General features: G+C 53.9%; 18 protein-coding genes. 15 read left to right on the top strand and 3 right to left on the bottom strand.

Features of this window, described 5'->3' with window-relative positions; genetic code table 11:
* Position 1: 1 nt before the first annotated feature.
* The 4 genes from hisJ to trxB all read left to right on the top strand — a co-directional run bounded on the left by hisJ (position 2) and on the right by trxB (position 5134).
* Complete coding sequence (gene hisJ, locus AC0LWM_RS06840; RefSeq protein ID WP_474674159.1) at positions 2-820, top strand: histidinol-phosphatase HisJ; 819 nt, start codon at positions 2-4, stop codon at positions 818-820.
* Between the two features lie 89 nt (positions 821-909).
* Positions 910-1860 carry a ribose-phosphate diphosphokinase gene (locus AC0LWM_RS06835; protein ID WP_474674158.1) on the top strand — a complete coding sequence of 317 codons (951 nt, stop codon included), beginning with the start codon at positions 910-912 and terminating at the stop codon, positions 1858-1860.
* Between the two features lie 274 nt (positions 1861-2134).
* Positions 2135-3886 carry a tetratricopeptide repeat protein gene (locus AC0LWM_RS06830; RefSeq protein WP_474674157.1) on the top strand — a complete coding sequence of 584 codons (1752 nt, stop codon included), beginning with the start codon at positions 2135-2137 and terminating at the stop codon, positions 3884-3886.
* Between the two features lie 300 nt (positions 3887-4186).
* Positions 4187-5134 (top strand): thioredoxin-disulfide reductase, encoded by a 948-nt coding sequence (gene trxB / locus AC0LWM_RS06825; protein WP_474674156.1) that lies wholly within the window; start codon positions 4187-4189, stop codon positions 5132-5134.
* A 1400-nt stretch (positions 5135-6534) separates the two neighbouring features.
* Here trxB and AC0LWM_RS06820 read toward each other — a convergent pair.
* Positions 6535-7329 carry an SDR family oxidoreductase gene (locus tag AC0LWM_RS06820; protein WP_474674219.1) on the bottom strand — a complete coding sequence of 265 codons (795 nt, stop codon included), beginning with the start codon at positions 7327-7329 and terminating at the stop codon, positions 6535-6537.
* 199 nt (positions 7330-7528) lie between these two features.
* Between AC0LWM_RS06820 and AC0LWM_RS06815 the strand changes: the two genes are divergently transcribed.
* From AC0LWM_RS06815 to AC0LWM_RS06775, 9 genes are all read left to right on the top strand, one after another.
* Positions 7529-8566: an HD domain-containing phosphohydrolase gene (locus tag AC0LWM_RS06815; RefSeq protein WP_474674155.1), complete on the top strand. Its 1038-nt coding sequence runs from the start codon at positions 7529-7531 to the stop codon at positions 8564-8566.
* Positions 8567-8728: 162 nt separating this feature from the next.
* A complete protein-coding gene (locus AC0LWM_RS06810; protein WP_474674154.1) occupies positions 8729-10426 on the top strand; it encodes a response regulator in 1698 nt (565 codons plus the stop codon).
* Positions 10423-10782 carry a response regulator gene (locus AC0LWM_RS06805; protein ID WP_474674153.1) on the top strand — a complete coding sequence of 120 codons (360 nt, stop codon included), beginning with the start codon at positions 10423-10425 and terminating at the stop codon, positions 10780-10782. The genes AC0LWM_RS06810 and AC0LWM_RS06805 overlap by 4 nt, the downstream gene beginning before the upstream one ends.
* A 108-nt stretch (positions 10783-10890) precedes the next feature.
* The gene (locus AC0LWM_RS06800; RefSeq protein WP_474674152.1) at positions 10891-11841 is read left to right on the top strand and encodes an ROK family glucokinase; all 951 of its coding nucleotides are present in this window, start codon (positions 10891-10893) and stop codon (positions 11839-11841) included.
* A gap of 140 nt (positions 11842-11981) precedes the next feature.
* Positions 11982-12869 (top strand): RNase adapter RapZ, encoded by an 888-nt coding sequence (gene rapZ, locus AC0LWM_RS06795; RefSeq protein WP_474674151.1) that lies wholly within the window; start codon positions 11982-11984, stop codon positions 12867-12869.
* Positions 12870-12883: 14 nt separating this feature from the next.
* Entirely contained in the window at positions 12884-13867 is a 984-nt protein-coding gene (locus AC0LWM_RS06790) for a gluconeogenesis factor YvcK family protein (RefSeq protein ID WP_474674150.1), read from the top strand.
* A gap of 5 nt (positions 13868-13872) precedes the next feature.
* Entirely contained in the window at positions 13873-14808 is a 936-nt protein-coding gene (gene whiA / locus AC0LWM_RS06785) for a DNA-binding protein WhiA (RefSeq protein ID WP_474674149.1), read from the top strand.
* Between the two features lie 146 nt (positions 14809-14954).
* Positions 14955-15224 (top strand): HPr family phosphocarrier protein, encoded by a 270-nt coding sequence (locus tag AC0LWM_RS06780; protein WP_474674148.1) that lies wholly within the window; start codon positions 14955-14957, stop codon positions 15222-15224.
* 174 nt (positions 15225-15398) lie between these two features.
* On the top strand, positions 15399-16163 hold the full coding sequence (locus AC0LWM_RS06775; protein WP_474674147.1) for an SIMPL domain-containing protein: 765 nt from the start codon (positions 15399-15401) through the stop codon (positions 16161-16163).
* An 83-nt stretch (positions 16164-16246) separates the two neighbouring features.
* On the opposite strand, the gene AC0LWM_RS06770 is transcribed toward AC0LWM_RS06775, so the two are convergent.
* Entirely contained in the window at positions 16247-16792 is a 546-nt protein-coding gene (locus AC0LWM_RS06770; RefSeq protein ID WP_474674146.1) for a PadR family transcriptional regulator, read from the bottom strand.
* 187 nt (positions 16793-16979) lie between these two features.
* Here AC0LWM_RS06770 and AC0LWM_RS06765 point away from each other — a divergent pair, with 187 nt between their 5' ends.
* Complete coding sequence (locus AC0LWM_RS06765) at positions 16980-18143, top strand: YhgE/Pip domain-containing protein (protein WP_474674145.1); 1164 nt, start codon at positions 16980-16982, stop codon at positions 18141-18143.
* 65 nt (positions 18144-18208) lie between these two features.
* Here AC0LWM_RS06765 and AC0LWM_RS06760 read toward each other — a convergent pair whose 3' ends face one another.
* The gene (locus tag AC0LWM_RS06760) at positions 18209-19783 is read right to left on the bottom strand and encodes an FAD-dependent oxidoreductase (RefSeq protein WP_474674144.1); all 1575 of its coding nucleotides are present in this window, start codon (positions 19781-19783) and stop codon (positions 18209-18211) included.
* A gap of 137 nt (positions 19784-19920) precedes the next feature.
* On the opposite strand from AC0LWM_RS06760, the gene AC0LWM_RS06755 reads away from it, so the two are divergent.
* Positions 19921-20982, top strand: a complete 1062-nt coding sequence (locus tag AC0LWM_RS06755) for a LacI family DNA-binding transcriptional regulator (RefSeq protein WP_474674143.1) — start codon at positions 19921-19923, stop codon at positions 20980-20982.
* Positions 20983-21090: the final 108 nt, after the last annotated feature.

Here is a 21090-nt window from a genome sequence, read left to right as displayed (position 1 = left end):
CATGCTGATCGATTATCATACGCACCACGCCCGCTGCGGCCACGCCGTCGGCGAGCTGGAAGATTACGTGCGTCAAGGCATCGCCATCGGGCTGTCGCAGCTCGGACTGTCGGATCATATGCCGCTTATTCATGTGGATCCGGCTTCGTATTATCCGGAAATGGCGATGCCGATGAACGAGCTGCCGCGTTATGTTGAGGAGTGCTTTGCTCTCAAACAAAAATATGCAGGCCAGATCGATATTCGCATCGGCATGGAGGGCGACTACATCGAAGGCTACGAGAAAGAGATCGAACGGCTTGTCCGCGCCTATGACTGGGATTACGTCATAGGCTCCGTTCATTTTCTCGGGGAATGGGACGTCACCGACTTCCGCCAAACTCATGGCTGGGAAGGCCGTGACGTCTTCGATGTCTATGCCCGATATTACGATGCCGTGATCAAAGCGGCCGCGACCGGCTTTTACGACTACATCGGCCATATCGACGTCATCAAACGGTTCGGCTTTAAGCCGCCCGAGGATCGGCTTGCCGACGTAATCGCGCTTGAGCATGCGGCGTTAGACGCCGTCAAACGTCACGATCTGGCCATCGAGCTGAACGCGTCCGGCTTGCGGATGCCCGCGCAGGAAATGTTCCCGAGCCGCCGCATGCTGGAATATTGCTTCGCGCAAGGCATTCCGGTGACGATCGGCTCCGACGCCCATCAGCCGGAGAGACTCGGCCAATATTTGGATCAGGCGCGCGAGATGCTGAAAGACATTGGATTTCGGCAGCTGGCGACATTTTCCGAGCGCAAACGCCAGATGATTACTTTTTGAAAATTGGCCGAATCCATGTATAATGTAGCTGTATCGGTTTTTGCTCGGTATAAATTAGCGAAAGCTTCACAAATATTTAGGAGGGTATCATGATTTCCGACAAGTTGCGCATCTTTTCCGGTTCCTCGAATCCAAAGCTGGCGGAGCGTATCTGCCACGAGCTAGGACAGCCGCTAGGGAAAATCAAGTTGTCCCGTTTCAAAAGCGGGGAAATTTATGTCCATTACGAGGAAGGAATCCGGAACTGCGACGTATTTCTCGTTCAGACGTTTTCCAACCCGGTTAACGATCATTTCGTCGAGCTGCTCGTCATGATCGACGCAGCCAAACGTGCGGCTGCGCGCACGGTAAATGTCGTGATCCCGTATTACGGCTACGCCCGCCAAGAACGGAAGGCGAAGCCGCGCGAGCCGATCTCGGCCAAGATGGTTGCCGACGTCCTGACAACCGTAGGCGCGAACCGCGTCATTACGATCGACTTGCACGCGCCGGCGATCCAAGGCTTCTTCAACATCATGGTGGACCACCTGACCGCGCTGGATCTAATCAGCGATTACTTGAAGTCGAAGAACATACCGAATCCGGTTATCGTATCCCCGGATGCCGGACGCGCCTCGACCGCGGAGAAGCTGGCGAGCTACTTGAATTCGCCGTTCGCGATCATGATCAAGAATCGCCCGGCTCATAACGAAGCCGTCATCACGCACGTCATCGGCGACGTGGAAGGCCGGACGCCGATCATTATCGAGGATATGATCGACACGGGAACAACGATCGTCAACGTCGTTGAAGGCTTGAAGGAACGAGGCTCGGAGGACGTATTCGTCTGCGCGACGCATCCGCTGTTCTCGGGACCGGCGCTGCAGCGCCTGGATCATCCGAATATTAAGGAAGTCGTCGTCACCGATACGATTGCGCTTGCGGACAATCATTCCGATAAATTCAAAGTTCTTTCCGTCGCGCCGCTGCTGTCGGAAACGATCCGCATTATTTTGCAAGGCGGTTCGATCAGCACGTTGTTCAAGGATAAAGGACTATAATTCGACAGCCCGTTTCCGGTTCGTTCGCGAGTCGGGTCGTGGTATACTCTTCTTAAAACATAGACTTTATAAGATTCACCGCGCCCAATGTCGACGGCGCAAGCCGTTTATCTTGACCGTAATAGAATTTATAAGTTTTCCGCAGATAACTCGGTGCTCTAAATTCTATTTGGCAAGAAAAGCTTCCTCTTACGCAGGGTCATTCGTCGTGGAGTAGGCTTCGAATTGAAACTTTTCTTATTCGCCCATTATGATCTACCGGAGGTGCCTTGCCATGGAGAAGAAAAAGCGTGTCGCTGCGCACATACAACCACAGAACGTCATCCCGCTGCAGCTCGATGCCACGTTCTTTTTCGAACGAGCCGTCCGCAATCTGGATCGATACCATTACGACAAGGCATTGAAGTACTTTCGCCGTGCTGTCGAATACGAGCCGGAAAATCCGGTCAACCATTGCAATATGGCGGGTATTCTTTCCGAGATGGGCAATTTCGAGCAGTCCAACGACATTTTGCGGCACGTTCTGGACCATATTGATCCAAGCATGACCGAATGCCACTATTATATGGCCAATAATTACGCCAACATGGAAAATTTTGCGGAAGCGGAGCAATCGCTCGTCACGTATTTGGAGAACGATCCGGTCGGACACTACTTGGAAGAGTCCGAAGAAATGATGGAGATGTTCGGTATCGAGCTGTCCCGTCCGACGAAGCTTAAGACGATCAAAAGCCGGGAAGCGTTGTTCGAGCATGACAAAGCGCGCTCGATGCTCGAGGAGGGCCGGTTCGCGGAAGCGGTCCGCATTCTGGAGAAGCTTGCGGTTAATTTTCCCGACTTCACGGCATCTCGCAACAATTTGGCCTTGGCCTATTATTACATGGGTTATTTCGATAAAGCGATGGAGACGATCGGGGAAGTGCTGGAGCATGAGCACGGCAATATGCATGCGCTATGCAACCTGGCGATCTTCTATCAGCATGCGGGCGACCGCGAACAGCTGGCTCCGCTCGTGGAGCTGCTGAAAAAAACGTACCCGTTCCATTCGGAGATCAGCTTCAAGCTGGCGACGACGATGGGCATTCTGGGGGAGCACGAAACGGCGTATCGGCTGTTCCGGTCGCTGCTGAAGGATCCCGAAGCGGGGTACGATCCTTGCTTGTATCATTATACCGCGGTTGCGGCTTGCAATATCGGGAAATTCACCGAAGCGGAACGGTATTGGCTGCAAGCGGCGAAGCTTGATCCGGGCTCGGAGATTTCGCATTTTTACCTGGACCGTCTGCCGGAGCTGAAAGCAAGCGGCATCGCTGGACGCCGGGAAGTCCCGCTCAGCTACCATTACCATCTGCCGTTCGACGAGCAGTTCCGGATGTGGGAGCAATCGGAGACCGGCATCCCCGATCATCTGAAGCGCGATCCGCTCGTTCGCTCGTCCTTTTTCTGGGCGTTGCGCCACGGCGACCCGCACACGAAGCTGCAGGTCATCCAGGCGCTCGGCATGATTGCCGACGACGAGGTGGAGGAGACGCTGCGGGCATTTCTGCTGGAGCCTGACGAGGACGATTACCTGAAGAAAGTAGCTGTCTTCGTGCTGCGGACGATGGGCGTGAAACAGCCGATCCGGGCTCACCTGAACGGCAAGGAAACGGAAGTGGATCCTGCGCTGTTATCGCCCAGCCTGCCCGTCTGGGAAGAAAAGTGGCAGTCCGTGATGGAAACCGCGCTTCGCAAAATGAACAAGCGGTACGACATGATCCAGCAGCATGATCTGCAAACGCTGTGGGTGGAGTTTCTGACCCGCTTGTACCCTGAAGTGCCGAAGATCAACAAAGTTGAAGGCTGGGCTGCGGCGCTTGAATATTTGACCGCCAAAATGCACCGACGGGCGATATCGTATCACGAGGTCGCGCTGCAATACGGGACTTCGATTACGACGGTCAGCAAATATGCCAAATGGATCGACGAAACGTGCGGCATCAAGGAAAAAATGAAGGCGATTTTTCCGAAGTTTACGGAGAACTGAAGTTGTAAATAGTAAAAGGGATAACATTGATCTTTATCAAATGTTGTCCCTTTTTTTTACCGTTAAGGGATGTGAGTTCGCTGAAGCTTAAAGCGAAAGTGAACTTTCTTTACCAAGAACAAACTTCCGCAATTTTGGGGTCCCCGCAGTATCGCTTCCGATGCAAGTTTGCTACGCAAACTTTTTAGTAATCGGAATAAGCTCCGAAGCAGATCTTCACTTTGTGGGTTGAGTAACGGTCGCTCATCCTTGAAGGTCTTCGATAGAAGTTTTTCTTATTTTCAACAGGGGGTAAGCCTTATGCACAAAACGATTGTCATCGGCACGGGTCCGGCGGGACTGACGGCAGCGATTTATTTGGCGCGCGCCAATTTGAGCCCGCTCGTCATCGAAGGGCCGGAGCCCGGGGGCCAATTAACGACGACGACCGAGGTGGAGAATTTCCCGGGATTTCCGGACGGCATCATGGGGCCGGAGCTCATGGGCCATATGCGCAAGCAGGCCGAGCGGTTCGGCGCCGCCTTCCGATCCGGGTGGGTGAACTCGGTCGATCTGTCGAAGCGGCCTTTCAAACTTTCGGTGGAAGGGATCGGCGAGCTGGAGGCGGAATCGCTCATCATTTCGACGGGCGCATCGGCCAAATATCTCGGCATTCCGGGAGAGAAGGACAATGTCGGACGCGGGGTCAGCACCTGCGCGACGTGTGACGGCTTCTTCTTCCGGGGCAAAAAGATCATCGTGGTCGGCGGCGGCGACTCGGCCATGGAGGAGGCGAACTTCTTGACGCGCTTCGCGTCCGAAGTCGAACTAGTCCATCGCCGCGCCGAGCTGCGGGCCTCCAAGATTATGCAGGATCGCGCCCGCGAGAACGGCAAGATCAAATGGAGCCTGAACCGGACGCCGCTTGAGGTGATCGCCGGTGACAAAGGGGTCACCGGGCTCAAGGTTCATAACAATGATACCGGCGCAGATGAAGTGATCGAAACGGACGGTTTGTTCGTGGCGATCGGCCATACGCCGAACACGAAGTTTCTGGGCGGGCAAATCGATACCGACGAGCTAGGCTATATCGCGGTGAAGCCGGGCACGACCGAAACGAACGTGGCTGGCGTATTCGCCTGCGGCGACGTGCAGGACCACAAATACCGCCAGGCCATTACGGCGGCGGGATCGGGCTGCATGGCCGCGCTCGATTGCGAGAAGTTTCTGGAGCATAACGCGGTGCATGACTGGAGCCTTACGCTTTAAGCTGGCGTAGAGGAAGTGAGGGGGCCTTGTCGGTTTTGTGCCGCGCGCTTGATGCGAATGTATAAGCAACAATGAAAAGTAATGAATTTGTTGGGGAGAAGGGGTTAGTTAGGTAAGGTATAAGTTTGGTATAAGAAGGATTTGGGCCAGGCGAGTTCAGTTCAGGTTAAGACATTGGAGTCCAGCGAAGATGGATTAATTTCGGCAAATGGAATCCAGCGTGGCTAGATTAATTCACATTAGGTTGATTGAGTCCAGTGACGATGAATCAGTTCATGTCAGGCTAGTGGAGTCCAGATGGAGGAGTCAGCTCAGGTGAGGCTAGCGGAGTCCAGAAGGATGAATCAGCGCAGGTCAGGCTAGGGAGTTCAGAAGGATGAATCAGCACAGGTCAGGCTAGAGAGTCCAGAAGGATGAATCAGTTCATGTCAGGCTAGTGGAGTCCAGAAGGAATCAGCACAAGTGAGGCTAGGGAGTCCAGAAGGATGAATTAGCACAGGTGAGGCTAGGGAGTCCAGAAGGATGAATCAGCACAGGTCAGGCTAAGGAGTCCAGAAGGATGAATCAGCACAAGTGAAGCTAGGGAGTCCAGAAGGATGAATCAGCGCAAGTGAAGCTAGGGAGTCCAGAAGGATGAATCAGCGCAAGTGAAGCTAGGGAGTTGAAGGATGAATCAGCACAGGTCAGGCTAGGGAGTTCAGAAGGATGAATCAGGTCAGGTCAGGCTAGGGAGTCCGGAAGGATGAATCAGCGCAGGTCAGGCTAAGGAGTCCAGAAGGATGAATCAGCACAGGTCAGGCTAAGGAGTCCAGAAGGATGAATCAGCACAAGTGAAGCTAGGGAGTCCAGTATGGCAATATGAGTTCGGGTATAGGCCGTTTCTCGATGAGGGCGGTCTCTTTTTTTTGCGATGCTATGTTTGACCGCTCCACTCAAGAGAAAATAACTGGAAAACATGTAGTTAATTTTATTTGTATTACTACAAAAATACTAAATAACTGGAAAACATGTAGTTAATATTTAGCTAGGGACTGGATTAGGCGGAATGCCTGCAAATTAAATACATGAAATCCAGTTAATTGGTCGGTCCCAGTGCAAAACGCTAAAAATAACTACATATAATCCATTTATTTTTCGCCAATGCTGTGATTAGAAGGGGGAGAGGAAGCCGGAGCCAGTACCGGAGCTAGCCAAACGTAAAGCTAAAGCCACGCAAGAGCAAGAGCAAGAGCAAGAGCAAGAGCAAGAGCAAGAGCAAGAGCAAGAGCAAGAGCAGCAGGAGCAGCAAGAGCAGCAGGAGCAGCAGGAGCCGGAGCCAGTGTAGTGCTAAAGCTAAACCAGGCTACAGCTGCTACTAGTCCAGCCCCCTTACAACCGAATGCATTCGCAATGACAGCCTCTTACCCCCGCAACAACGACTCCGCCCCGTCGATATAAATCGATGTTCCCGTAATGTGCGACGATTCCTTGGAAGCCAAGAACAGGACAAGGTCGGCCACCTGCTCCGGTTTGCCCGGTCCTTCTTCCAGCGGCTGGTCTCCCTCCGGGAATTGGATCGGGATTTCGATTTCCTTCAGCTCCGGCGTAGGATGCGTGCTCTGGCCGATGTTCGTTTGGATCGCGCCGGGGCAAATCGCGTTGACGCGGATTTTATATTGCGCCAGCTCCAGCGCCGCCATTTGCATGAACGCGACCTGACCGGCTTTGCTTGTGCTGTAGGCACAAAATCCGAAGCCGGAAAACACCCTGTTCCCGTTGATGGAACTCGTGATGATGATGCTGCCGCCTTGTTTCTTCAAATAAGGTATGGCGTATTTGACAGTAAGAAACGTGCCGCGCAGATTGACGCCAAGCGTCTCGTCCCAGTCTTCCGGCGGCATATCCTCGATCGGCGCCATCGTCCCGTTGATGCCCGCGTTGGCGAAAACGATGTCGAGCCGTCCCCATCTTTCGACAATTTCCTTCACGGCTCGCTCCATATCGGCTGCGGAAGCCACATCCGCGCCAACCGCCATAGCCTCGCCCCCTGATCTGACAATGTGCTCCATGACAAGGCTTGCATCGCTTGAGTGTCGATCGACGATCCCAACCTTGGCGCCGTGCTGCGCAAGCCGGATTGCCGCCCCGCGGCCGATCCCGGATGCGCCGCCGGTCACCAGGCACACTAGATTTTGCAGTCTATGTTCATTGCTCATCATTAGATTTCCTCCATTCCTCTGCCGGTAAAGTTGATTGGTTTCCTATGCACCATTGCGAACTAAAAACGTTCTCATCTTAACCAAGTTGCCTGCGATTATTCAGAAACATATTGGAAAAGTCAATTGACAATAAACGACATCAATCGATAGAATCTCGTTAGAAGGAATAATGTTTCGGGTAGAGGAGCACGACATCATGGACAAGGAATGGCTGTCAGAGGCGAAATTTTTGATTGTGGACGATCAGGAATACAATATCGGCTTGCTTGACCGGATATTAAGGCGTGCCGGGTTCGTTCATCTGCACGCAACCACGAAACCGCAGGAGCTTGTTCGGCTGTTCAGTGATGTGCAGCCGGATATTGTATTGCTCGATTTGCATATGCCGGAGGTCGACGGCTTCGAAGCGATTCGCCGATTGCGTGAGCTGATGGAGGATGATACGTTCCTGCCGATTCTCGTGCTCACGGCGGACGTCACACCGGAAGCTCGGCAGAAGGCGCTGCACGAAGGCGCTAACGACTTTTTGACGAAGCCGTTCGATAAGACAGAAGTGATTTTGCGGATCCAAAATTTGCTCAAAACCCGTTATCTTTATTTGGAGCTGCATGGGCAGAACACCATGCTCGACCGCAAGGTCAAGCAGCGGACGGTGCAATTGGAGGAAGCGAAGCACGAAATCCTCCACCTGCTTGCGCGCGCATCCGAGTTCCGCGACGACATGACGGGCCAGCATACGCAGCGCGTCGGCCGCATGTCGGGGGAAATCGCAAGGCTGCTCGGATTATCCAAGCGGGAGACCGAATTGATCCGGCTTGCCGCGCCGCTGCACGATTTGGGCAAAATCGGCATTCCGGATGACATCTTGTTAAAGCCGGGCCGATTTACGCCGGAGGAATTCGATCAAATGAAGTCTCACACTTCGATCGGCGCCTCCATTTTGTCGGGCAGCCAGTTTGAGGTATTGGAGGTTGCCGAAGCGATCGCGCTGTCGCATCATGAGAAGTGGGACGGCAGCGGTTATCCGAATGGCCTGCAGGGGGAGGAAATCCCGCTTGCAGCGCGCATCGTGGCGCTTGCCGATTTCTACGACGCCTTGACGCACGAGCGGCCGTACAAACGGGCTTGGACGCCGGAGGAGGCATTGGAGGAAGTAGACCGGCAGTGCGGAAAGCATTTCGATCCGCGTGTCGTGGACGCGTTTAAGCGGGTTGTGCTGGGGAATCGGACGTAAAACGAGTCTACTACATATTTTCGCGCTAACGCGAAGGAAGCAGGGATTGTTGATGAAAGACATCGTTTTTACGGCTTTTTTGGAAAGGGTAGAGTGCATGTCCGGACGGAACGGGCGATGGCACGGCTGCCCGATTTACGCTAGATCGGCAGGTGTAAGAAGATGACGGAAATCGAGCTGCTGCGCAAACAGTTGGAACAAGAACGCAAAGCGCGCAAGGAAGCGGAGAATATCGCCGAAGAAAAAACGCGCGAAATTTATGAAATGAACCGGGAGCTGCATCTACTGAACGAGCATTTGGAGGAAATGGTCAAGGAGCGTACTTCGGAGCTTGCCAGAGCGCGGGACGAGGCGGTCGAAGCGAACCTGATCAAGAGCCAGTTCCTGGCCAATATGAGTCACGAGCTGCGGACGCCGCTCAATGCCATCATCGGCTATAGCGAAATGCTCCAGGAGGAGGCCGAGGAGCTTGGCGAAACGATGTTCGCTGACGATGCGTCCAAGATCAATAAGGCAGGCAAGCATTTGCTGTCGCTCATCAACGACATCCTCGACCTGTCCAAAATCGAAGCCGGCAAAATGGATCTATATTTCGAATCCTGCGATGTGTCAGGTCTTGTCGAAGACGTGCTCGCGACCGTTGCTCCTCTGGTAGAGGCTAACGGCAATACGCTCGAGGTAGATTATCCGCAAGGGGAAATCAACACCGACGTGACGAAGCTGCGGCAAATTTTGTTTAATTTGCTGAGCAACGCGAGCAAGTTCACGTCGAACGGCAAAATCGCGCTAACGGCTGCGTACGAGCAGCGGGAAGGCCGGAACGGCCTGCTGTTCCGCGTCAAGGATACCGGCATCGGGATGACGGCGGAACAGCTGGGCAACCTGTTCCAAGCGTTCATGCAGGCCGATTCCTCGACGACGCGCAAATACGGCGGCACCGGCCTTGGACTTGCGATCAGCCAGCGGTTCTGCCGCATGCTCGGCGGTGAAATTGCGGTTGGGAGCGAGTATGGGGCGGGCAGCGAGTTTTCGTTCTGGCTGCCCTCGCAGAAGGTCTCGAGCGAGGAGCTTGATTTACCGGCCCAGCCGCCGGCGTCAGCAGCCGAAGGCGTCTGCACGGTGCTCGTCATCGACGACGAGCCGTCATCACTTCAGCTCATCCAGCGCTATCTCAGCAAGGAAGGCTGGCGTGTCGTTCTTGCCCAGAGCGGGCAAGAAGGGTTGCGCCTTGCCATGGAGCTGAAGCCGGATGTGATCTGTCTCGACGTGCTGATGCCGAGCATGGACGGTTGGACCGTCTTGACGACGCTTAAGAATACACCCGAATTGGCCCGCATTCCGGTCATTATCGTAACGATGATGAACGACAAAAACTTGGGCTACGCACTCGGCGCTTCGGAATTTATGACCAAGCCTGTCGGGCGGGAGCGGCTTGTGTCCATGCTTGACAAGTACGTACCGAACCGCCAGGCGAACAGCATCCTTGTGATCGAGGACGATGTCACCACCAGCGAGATGATGACCAAGGTGCTGGTGAAGGAGGGCTATCGGGTCAGGCGGGCAAGCAACGGTCGAATTGCCTTGGATAGCATGGCGAAAGAACAGCCGGAAATCATACTGCTCGATTTGATGATGCCGGAGATGGACGGCTTCCAATTCGTCGAGGAGCTGCGCAAGCAGGAGGCGTGGAGATCCATTCCGGTCATCGTCGTAACGGCGAAGCATATGACGGGCGAGGATCGCGCGAGGTTGAACGGTTATGTGGAGAAGATCGTACAGAAGGGATCGTTTAACCGCGAATCGCTGCTGCAGGAAATCCGGGTCTGGATCGCCAGATCGGTAGAACGGAGTGCGACATGAAAACGATACTGCTCGTGGAAGACAACGAAATGAACCGGGATATGCTGTCCCGGCGGCTCGCCCGGAAAGGGTATGAAGTGATGATCGCCGTGGACGGCGAGCAAGGCGTCGCGATGGCGGGGTCGGGACAGCCGGATCTCATCCTGATGGATATGAGCCTTCCCTTGCTGGACGGCTGGGAGGCGACGCGGCGGATTAAGGCGGATGACAGGACGAAGGCGATTCCCGTGATCGCGCTGACGGCGCATGCCATGGACAGCGATCGGGAACAGGCGCTTGCGGCAGGATGCGACGACTTCGACACGAAGCCGGTCGACCTGGAAAGGCTGCTCGGCAAAATCGGGAAGTTTGTGTAGCTTGCAGCAATTCCTGGGAGCGTAGGCGCCTCTTACTTGACCTTGTTCTAGGCATAGCTTATAGTGTTACTGGAGTGATTATTCTAGATTTGTAGAGGTGTCATTTAGATGTCGAGTAAAATCTATATTGGCGTCGACTTGGGCGGTACGGCGATTAAGGTCGGGATCTGCAACGAAGACGGAGAGCTGATCCAAACGTACGAAGGCCCGACGGGCACGGAGAACGGTCCGGATGCAATTTTGGACAACATCTGCACATATGTACGCAAGATTGTGGAGCAATCGCAATATACATGGGAGCAAGTAGAAGGAATCGGCGCGGGGATTGCCGGCTTTATGGACATTCCGGAAGGATTCGTGAAGTTTTCGCCGAATCTTGGATTCCGCAACGTGCCGGTGAAGAAGATATTGGAAGAAAAGCTGGGCAAGACGGTGAAGATCGACAACGACGCCAACGTTGCGGCGCTTGGCGAAGCATGGGCGGGCGCAGGCAAAGGCGTGCCGAACTGCGTATGTTATACGCTCGGCACCGGCGTAGGCGGCGGCATCATCATTCACGGCAAAATCTATCAAGGCTTCTCCGGCATGGCCGGCGAGCTCGGCCATATGTCGGTCGTGCCCGACTTGGAAGCGATTCAATGCGGCTGCGGACGGATGGGCTGCCTGGAGTCGGTATCTTCCGCGACGGGCATTATCCGCATGGCGAACGATGCCGTGGAGCGCGGCGACCGGACGACGCTGTCGGCCGTCGAGAAAATTACGGCCAAGGACGTGTTCGACGCGGCGAAGGCCGGCGACGAAGTGGCCGCGCGCATCGTCGCGCGCGCAGCGTTCTATCTCGGCAAATCGATGGCGGCGATTGCCGTTGTCGTCAATCCGCAGCGGTTTATTATCGGCGGCGGCGTGTCGAAGGCGGGCGAATTCCTGTTCGAGCAAATTCGTGAGGTATTCAAGCGTTACGCGCCGGAAGTGGCGCAAGAAGGCGTAGAAATCGTGCCGGCGCAGCTCGGCAATGACGCGGGCGTCGTTGGCGCGGCGGGACTGCTGCTGCGTTCGTAGCTTATACGCGTAGGGTGAGGGCAGTATCTTTTTCACATCGCTGAAAAAGATATGCCCTTTCTCGGCATCCAAAGGGCATGTTCCATAAGCGTGATTGCTGCGAGCGCTTGCTGCCCGCACAATTCAGGGAGGGAATTTGCATGGAAGACAGAATGGCCATGGCCAAGCTGGTTATCATAACGGGCATGTCGGGGGCAGGCAAAACGATCGCCGTGCAAAGCTTGGAGGACCTCGGCTTCTTCTGCGTCGATAACCTTCCTCCGGTGCTCATACCGAAATTCGCCGAGCTGATCGAGCAGTCGAAAGGCAGAATCGGCAAAGTCGCGCTCGTGATCGACTTGCGTGGACGGGAATTTTTCACGGCGCTTTCGGAATCTTTGAACTATATTAAAGACAACTATACGTTGAATTACGAAATTTTGTTTCTGGATGCAACCGATTCGGTGCTCGTGCAGCGGTACAAGGAAAGCCGCCGCCGCCATCCGCTCGCTCCGGACGGCATGCCGCTTGACGGCATCATGATGGAACGCCGTTTGCTGGAGGAGCTGAAGGGCTGGGCGACGCAGGTTATCGATACGAGCAGCATCAAGCCGGCGCAGCTGAAGGAAAAGATCATTTCGCGTTTTAATGATCTGGAGCAGAATATCCTATCGATCAACGTCACCTCGTTTGGTTTTAAGTATGGCATCCCGATCGATGCGGACTTGATTTATGACGTTCGTTTTTTGCCGAATCCTCATTACATTGAGCATTTGCGCCCGAATACCGGCCAAGACCAAGAAGTGTACGATTATGTCATGAAATGGCCGGAGACGCAGACGTTTCTGGTGAAGCTGCTCGATATGCTGAATTTCCTAATTCCGCAATATCGCAAGGAAGGTAAGAGCCAGGTCGTCATCGGCATCGGCTGTACCGGCGGCAAGCATCGCTCCGTCGCCATCGCCGAATATTTGGGCAAAATGATCGGCTCAAGCGAAACGGAACAAGTGCGGGTACACCATAGAGATGCGGAAAAAGACCGACACTAAGAGGTGAGGATACTGTGCCGAAAACTGAAGGCATCAAACGTCCCCGCATCGTCGTGATCGGAGGGGGGACGGGACTGTCCGTCATGCTGCGGGGGCTCAAGGAAAAGCCGCTCGACATTACGGCGATCGTCACCGTGGCCGACGACGGCGGCAGCTCCGGCATTTTGCGCAGCGAGCTGCAGATGCCGCCGCCGGGTGATATTCGCAGCGTGCTGACGTCGCTTGCCGACGTGGAGCCTCTGCTCACCGAGCTGCTGCAATACAGGTTCAACAGCGGCGCCGGATTAGCCGGGCATAGTTTGGGAAACCTGATATTGGCGGCAATGACGGATATATCCGGCGATTTCGTCACCGGCATCCGCGAGCTAAGCCGGGTATTTGCCGTGCGCGGGCGCGTGCTTCCCGCCGCAGGTCAAGCCATTGTGCTGAAAGCCGAGCTGGATGACGGTACGGTCATTTCCGGCGAATCGAGCATTCCGAAGGCCGGGCTGCCGATCAAACGGGTGTTCATCGAGCCGGCTGACGTCGAACCGCTTGAAGAAGCCGTCGAAGCGCTGCGTGAAGCGGATGCGATCTTGATCGGACCGGGGAGCCTATATACAAGCATTATTCCGAACCTGATCGTGCCGAAGCTGGCGCAAACGATCGTCGAATCGGACGCGGTCAAAATATTCGTCTGCAACGTGATGACCCAGCCGGGCGAAACGGACAATTATTCGGTCAGCGATCATTTGAAGGCGGTTTACCGCCATATCGGGCATCATTTGTTTGACTACGTCATCGTGAATGACGGAGAAATCCCGCCGCAAGTGCAGGATAAATACGCCGAAAAAGGCGCCAAGGCCGTGCATCTCGATTTGGATGAGGTGACAAAACGCGGCTACCAGGTCATCGCCGACAGTCTGGTGCTATTCCGGACGTATTTGCGGCATGACGCGGAAAAACTAAGTCACCACATTTATCAATTGGTGGAGGACTGGATGAATAAGAAGAGGTGAGTCCGTTGTCTTTCGCGGCACAAACGAAAAAGGAACTGACGCTGGTCGAAGCCGATGCGTGCTGCGAGAAAGCGGAGCTTTCGGCGCTCATTCGGATGAATGGCTCGGTGCAGCTGAGCAATCGCAAGGTTGTGCTGGACATTTCGACGGAGAATGCGGCGATTGCCCGGCGGATTTATTCGCTGATCAAAAAAACGTACCAACTGCATACCGAGCTGCTCGTGCGCAAAAAAATGCGGCTCAAAAAAAATAACGTCTACATTGTGCGAATCCCGAACAAAGTGGAGGATGTATTGTCCGATCTGCATATCGTGTCGGAAGGCTTTATGTTCACCACCGGTATCGATAAACATATCATCAAGAACAACTGCTGCAAGAGAGCGTATCTGCGCGGCGCTTTCCTGGCCGGCGGCTCCGTGAACAACCCGGAGGGTTCGTCGTATCATCTGGAGATCGCCTCCATGTACGAGGAGCATTGCCAGGCGCTCGTGCAGCTCGCCAACCGTTTCGGACTCAATGCAAGATGTATCGAGCGGAAGAAAGGCTTTATTTTCTACATCAAAGAAGGCGAGAAGATTATCGAGCTGCTGAACATTATCGGCGCGCACCAAGCGCTGTTCAAGTTCGAGGATGTCCGCATCATGCGCGACATGCGCAACTCGGTGAACCGGATCGTCAACTGCGAAACGGCCAACCTGAACAAAACGATTGGCGCTTCCGTCCGGCAAATCGATAACATCAAGCTGCTGGAAAAGGAAATGGGGCTGGAAAACTTGCCGGATAAGCTGCGCGAGGTCGCGGAAATCCGCTTAAAGCATCCCGACATGAACCTGAAGGAAGTCGGCGAATTGCTGAAAGGCAAGGTCAGCAAATCCGGCGTCAACCACCGGCTTCGCAAAATCGACGAATTGGCGGAAAAAATCAGGAACAGTTCAGGGTGACTAGTAGTTTCTGTGCGCCATAAATGTTATAATATTTAAAAACTGCGTTACATGAGGTTTTTCAATACGTTGCGACTGACAAAAGCAAGTCATGCTTTCGGTCGTCGACACTTTTGCGTAAATTTGTAAGGGGGGTATCGTATAGGATGACAAGGCACCCGGTAGTGGTTAAGTTAAAAACGGGATTACATGCAAGACCTGCGGCATTATTCGTACAAGAAGCGAATAAGTTTTCTTCCGAAGTGTTCGTGGAGAAGGACGACAAGAAAGTGAACGCGAAGAGCATCATGGGCATTATGAGCCTCGCAATCAGCTCCGGCACCGAAATTCACATTAGCGCCGAAGGTTCGGACGCAGAACAGGCTGTAAACGCTTTAGTCGTATTGGTCAGCAAAGAAGAGCTGGAGAACCAATAATTGTTGCCGTAGGGAGGAAATTCGCCTCCCGGAAGCTATAATGGAATGAACGAACAATAAGGGGAACCTGCAGGGTTCTCTTTTTCGTTTTTTTGGATATGCTGCAACATTTTAGATCGCGCTGCGTCTATGATGGCAAATACAGATTCAACCATTTTGAGGAGGGTGACGACAATGCAATTTGCAGCAAACGGCGTTAAAAAAGCAACGATGATCGCCATCGTGCTGGCGGCAGTAGCGATCGTATCGGTCATGATGGGGGGCTTCATGAAGCCGGTGCCGGCAAAGGCGGAAGGAACGGCGGCGGACAAACGCGTCATTAGCGTGTCCGGCAACGGGGAAGTGACGGTGGAGCCGGACGTAGCCTATCTGAATTTCGGCATCGAGACGAAAGGCAAAACGGCAAACGAAGCACAGAAGGCAAATGCCGAGCTGTTCGCCAAGCTGAACAAAACGTTGCTGGAAGACTACAAGCTGGATAAGAAGGACGTAAAGTCAACTTCCTTCAACGTGCAGCCGGAGTACACGTACACGGAGAAAGACGGACAGAAGCTGGTCGGTTATATTGCCTACCACCAAGTTCAAGTCACCTACCGGGCGTTGGATAAAATCGGGCAGCTGCTCGACACGGTATCGGCAGCCGGCGTCAATCGCGTGAACAACATTCAGTTCAGCACGGAGAAACAAGAGCAATACGAGCTGCAAGCGATCGAAAAAGCGATGAAAAACGCCGAAACGAAAGCGAAAGCGATCGCCAAGACGACAGGCAAGGAGCTGAAAGGCGTCATTAGTGTGCAGCAATCCGGCGGAGGCTACAACCCGATCATGTACGGAGGCGGCTATAACGGCGTCGCATTCGAAGCAAAAGCGGCGGACACGTCGATCCAAACCGGGCAAATTACGATCAATACGAGCGTCAGCGTGCAATATGAGTTTTAAGTTCATAGCTGAATTGCGCAATAGCGGCGGTTTCATAGGAAAAGAGGGCATCGGCCCTCTTTTTTTTCGTTCACGTGCATTCGTTACCCCTGAAGCCTTTTGACCAGTTTATCGCACCATTCAATATACAAACGCTCATATTCAACCCCGAATTCCACGACGGAGATGCTGGACGAGAGCGGATCGCCGCTTCGGGCCGATTCGAGCAATCCGTTTAATTCAGCCACTTTATCTTCGTATACCGCCAAACGTTCTTCGTGTTGTTTCTTTATTTCCTCCACTTGCCGGATCATTTGGTCCGGCGCCACAAGCCAGGCGTTGTAAGCTTTCAGCAGAAAATCGTCACGAACATTTTCAGCGCCCCCCGGCGAGATTGTCCACTCGATTAACGCCTCGCGCCCCGCGTCCGTCAGTTCATACAATTTGCGGGCAGGACGGTACGTATGCTGTTCTACCCCTTGCAGCTTGACGAGACCCTCGGCTTCCATTTTGGATAATTCCGGATAAACCTGGTTGCTGCCCACCTTCCAGAAAGGGCCGATCCGGCTGTTCATGTGCTGCTTGATATCATAGCCACTGAGAGGCTCACGGGCCAATAACGACAGCAGCGCAAATCTAATGGAACTCATGGAATCAACTCCTTATCGACGTAAACAATGAACATTTCGCATAGGTTCATTTTAATCTATATTCGTTCCAATAACAACAAAATGATATAGGTCAAATTTAACTTATATTTTTGTTGACACAATAAATGTGTATAGGTTAATATTGACCTATATCAATGATAACTTATAACGAAAAGAGGACAATGAAATGAAACATGCATTCAAAACGTATTTGAAAAAACCGCAAACGACGCTGGCCGTCGTCGTGGCGCTGATGGCCCAGCTCATATTTTGCGTCGTGTGGATGACGGCGTATGACGGCGTGCTGGATCGGGTCGACCGTCTGAAAATCGCCATCGTCAATGAGGACGGCGAATCGGGGAAACAAATGATTCAGCAGTTGCGGCGGAATCTTCCTTTCGAAATCGTAACGCCGTCCAAGGATGAAGCGATGGATGAGCTGATAGGGCGGAACGTGCATCTCGTTCTGACGATTCCGGCGAAGTTCGGCCAATCGTTATCGACGCCCGGTACGCAAGCGAAGCTGTCTTACGTCCTGAATGAATCCAATCCGCAACTGACCAAAAACGTCATGCAAACAGTCGAAACGAACGTGACGGCGGAGCTGAACCGAAATACTGCGCTTCAAGGCACCAAGATCGTACTTACGCAGATGAAGCTGCCGGCGGACCAAGCGGAGCAAACCGCCCAAGGCTTAATGAACAAAGTGGGGGCGGACGTTCAATCGCTATATCCCGTACATGGCATGCACAATCAGATGGTACCGATGATGCTCGTATTGGCGTCGTATGTCGGCGCGATGCTGATGGCGATGAACATTCATCAAGCCTCGGAGTCGATCGGAGCCGCGCTTTCGAAAGGGCAACATCTTGCCGTACGCTCGGCCGTTATTGTCATTGCGGCGTTTCTTATCTCGATTGCCGGGTCTTCGCTCATCGCGGCGTTAGGCGGACAAATGGAGAGTGGCTTCGGTATGTTTTGGCTGTTTCATTTTCTGACGCTAATCACCTTTATGTTCTTCGCGCAAATGTTTCTGGTTGTCTTCGGGATGGCGGGAATGTTCCTCAATATGGCCGTGCTTTCGCTGCAGCTGGTCACTTCCGGAACGATCGTGCCAAGAGAAATGCTGAGTGATTTCTATCAATGGCTAGGCCAATATTTGCCGGCGACCTACGCGGTCGAAGGGATTATGAATTTGCAGTTCGGCGGTACGAATACGGCGCAGGATGTTTGGACGCTGCTTGCGGTGATCGGTGCCAGTCTCGTCATTACAATCGCGGTTGCCGTCGCGAAGAAACAAAATAACCCGCAACAAACGGCAAAAGCCGTTCAAGCCGCGGCAGCGGTCTAGAACCGGAATTGAAAAGAAGGTTCGAGGGAGCATCTTGATGCTCATCACTCGAACCTTCTTTATGTTTAAATCGCGTGCGTGGCCGGCCACTCCAGCTCGACGCCTTGCGATCGCAATAAGCTTTGGAATTCCGCAAGCAGCGATTCCGTGTTCCGTACTTGCCGCGGCGTGACGTTGCGCTCGAGGCAAAATGCGGCCAGGAAGCCGGCCGATTCGCCGATGTTCCATTCCGCGGGGTGGACGCGGTAGCAGCCGTTCGTAATGTGGGTCGTGCCGATATTTTTGCAGGCCGGCAGCAGGTTGTTGACCCGCACCGGGATCATGCTGCCGAGCGGAATTTGGAACGGATATACCGAGCTGTCGATATAGTTGCGTCCGCCTGTGCTCGGATGCAGGTCGATCCGGTAGCAGCCGACGCCGACGGAATCGGCGAAAGGCATCGCGCCTTGGTCGCCCCGGCTGAGCGGGCTCAAGTGCTGCTCCAACACGGTGAATTCCGCCCGAATCCGGCGCGATTCCCGGATATACGGCGCCATCGCGAGTCCGTCCGCCGTGCCGACGACGTCCTTGCGCAGCCGAAGGCCGGGATACCCTTTGCCGCCGTCGGGGCGAGGCGCTTCCGTCTGCATCCAATAGAGGAAGGAGAGGCTGAGCTGCTTGGCGCCTTCCAGATGCCGCTGGCGCTCTTCCTCGCTAACGTCGATAATCGAGCCGAGCCAATAATCGTGCATGATCCAGTTGCAAAGCGTAATGTCGCTCTCATAAGTGCCGGGTACAAAATTCGATTGATCGATAATGCGGCGGTAACGCCAGAAATCGACTAGCCCGTCTTGCGGGAAGATGGAATATAAGGTCGGCTCCAGCGTGATGTAATGCGGAACGAGCATGCCAAGCTGCTTGCCCGGCCAAAAGTCGGCCTGATAGTTGCGCCAAAATTCATAATCGCGCGGCTTCTCGATTGTATGATCCTCGCCCTCGATATAATCCATGGCGAAGCAATGCGTAATCGCCTGCATGTCTTGCGGATCGGCGTCGCCGGCCAAAGCCTGCGGCTCGCCGGTTTCCTGCTTCGATTCGGCCCCCGTGACATACTCGACTCCGGCCATCGGCAGCAGGTCGCCGCAATCGGTCGCATCGAGGAAATACGGCGCGCGCAGCACCAGTTCCTCTCCGTCGTCCAATCGGCGGACGGTGACGGATTGAACCCGGTCACCCGATGCTTCGGCGTGGATCGGCTTGCAACGCGTCAGCAAGGTGATTTTGCCCGTATGGATGTAAGGGGCCAGCATCTGCTGGAGGACGGCCAGCGCGGTGCGCGGTTCGAGGCATATCCGGCTGACGTAGCCGTTGCCGGGATTCAGGTGCGGGTTGGCCCGCGCGGCTGCCGTTAACGGCATATGCTGGCGGTAGTATTCACGAACGCCGTCCCGGAATTGCCTGTATGTACGGGTACAGCCGAATTGCTCGATCCATTTGTGCTCATCGGGAGGTACGGCTTGGCTCGTCAGTTGACCTCCGATCCATTCGGTTTCCTCGGTCATAATAACCTTCTTCCCCAGCTTGGCGGCGGCAAGAGCGGCGGCGCATCCGCCTGTGCTGCCTCCGATAATGACAACGTCGCTTTTCCATTCAGCCTTCATCTGATCCCACCCTTAGACAAGTTGACATTCATTTGTGTATTATTTTATAATCAAATCAAACAATAATCTAGCTCCATTTTAGTTTCACTTTTGTTTCACTTAGGTTACATATTTCAATTGAGTTCGGAGTGAGCGTTTTGTCGCGTAAAAAAGCCATTACATTGGACGAGCTGGCCAGCGAGTTAGGATTGACCAAGCATACCGTGTCCAAAGCGCTGCGCGGTTTGCCCGGCATGTCGGAGGAGACGCGCCTTGCCGTATGCGAGCATGCGGCAAAGCGCGGTTATTATACGAAGGAGCAGAAGCAGAACGCGATGCTGGAGAGGACCGCGGCGCCTGACGCCGTCAAGCCGCGCCGGTTTTTGTTTATCGTCCCGACCCAAGCGACCGGTTCGGATACGCATTATTTATTGCTTCAGGGCTTGCAGGAACGCGCGACGGAAGCCGGCCATTTCGTCAACATGCTGTTCGTTCCGACGACGATCGAGAACGATCGGCAGTTCGGCGATTGGCTGGAGCAGAACCGGGTGATGGAAGCCGACGGCATTTTTATTACGCCGAATACGCCGCTATTCATCGAACAGAAGCTTCTTGGCCTTGATATGCCGCGGATCATGCTGAACTTCAAGCTTCCGGAATACAAGGTGGACAGTGTCATCTGGGACGTCCAGGACGTTACCCGGGTCGCCGTAAAGTATTTGCTAAGCCAAGGCCATCGGCGGATTATGTATATCGGAGACGTGAGCGAAAATCGCGGCAGCAAGCTGCGCTGGGAAGCGTTCGAGCTGGAAATGAGAGAAGCAGGTATCGATATTGATCCCCGCCGTCATCTGCTGGAACGTTCCGAACGGCTGGAGCTGCTGTCCGAGCATTTTTTGGAGCGATATCGAAGCTACAAACCGACGGCCTTGATTTCGACCGGTTATTATGATTTGAAATGGATTTATTACGCTTGCAGCACGCTTCAATTGCAAATTCCACAGGATTGCTCGTTAATGACGTTGTCTACGTTCCCGCTTGTCGCCAACGAAACCCGCCCTTTGTTCATGATCAAGGAATGCGGCAGCCGCGCGGTCGACAGCATGTTATGGCGGATGGAGCATCCGCAGGCTCCGTACGAGCAGGTTCGTCTGTTCAGCCCGTTTCATGAAGGATCAACGGTTGCGCCCGTCGGCGATGCGGCCGTTCAGCTAGCATAATGGGGACTCGGGAGGAGGCAGTTATTTCAAATATACGCCGATGTACGGCATTATTATCGTTTTTAAAGATTTTAATATTTTTAAAGGCATGGCGAAGAGCCCTTGGTT

It is taken from the genome of Paenibacillus sp. sgz302148, assembly GCF_056120465.1.
This window is presented reverse-complemented; position numbering and strand designations above follow the sequence as displayed.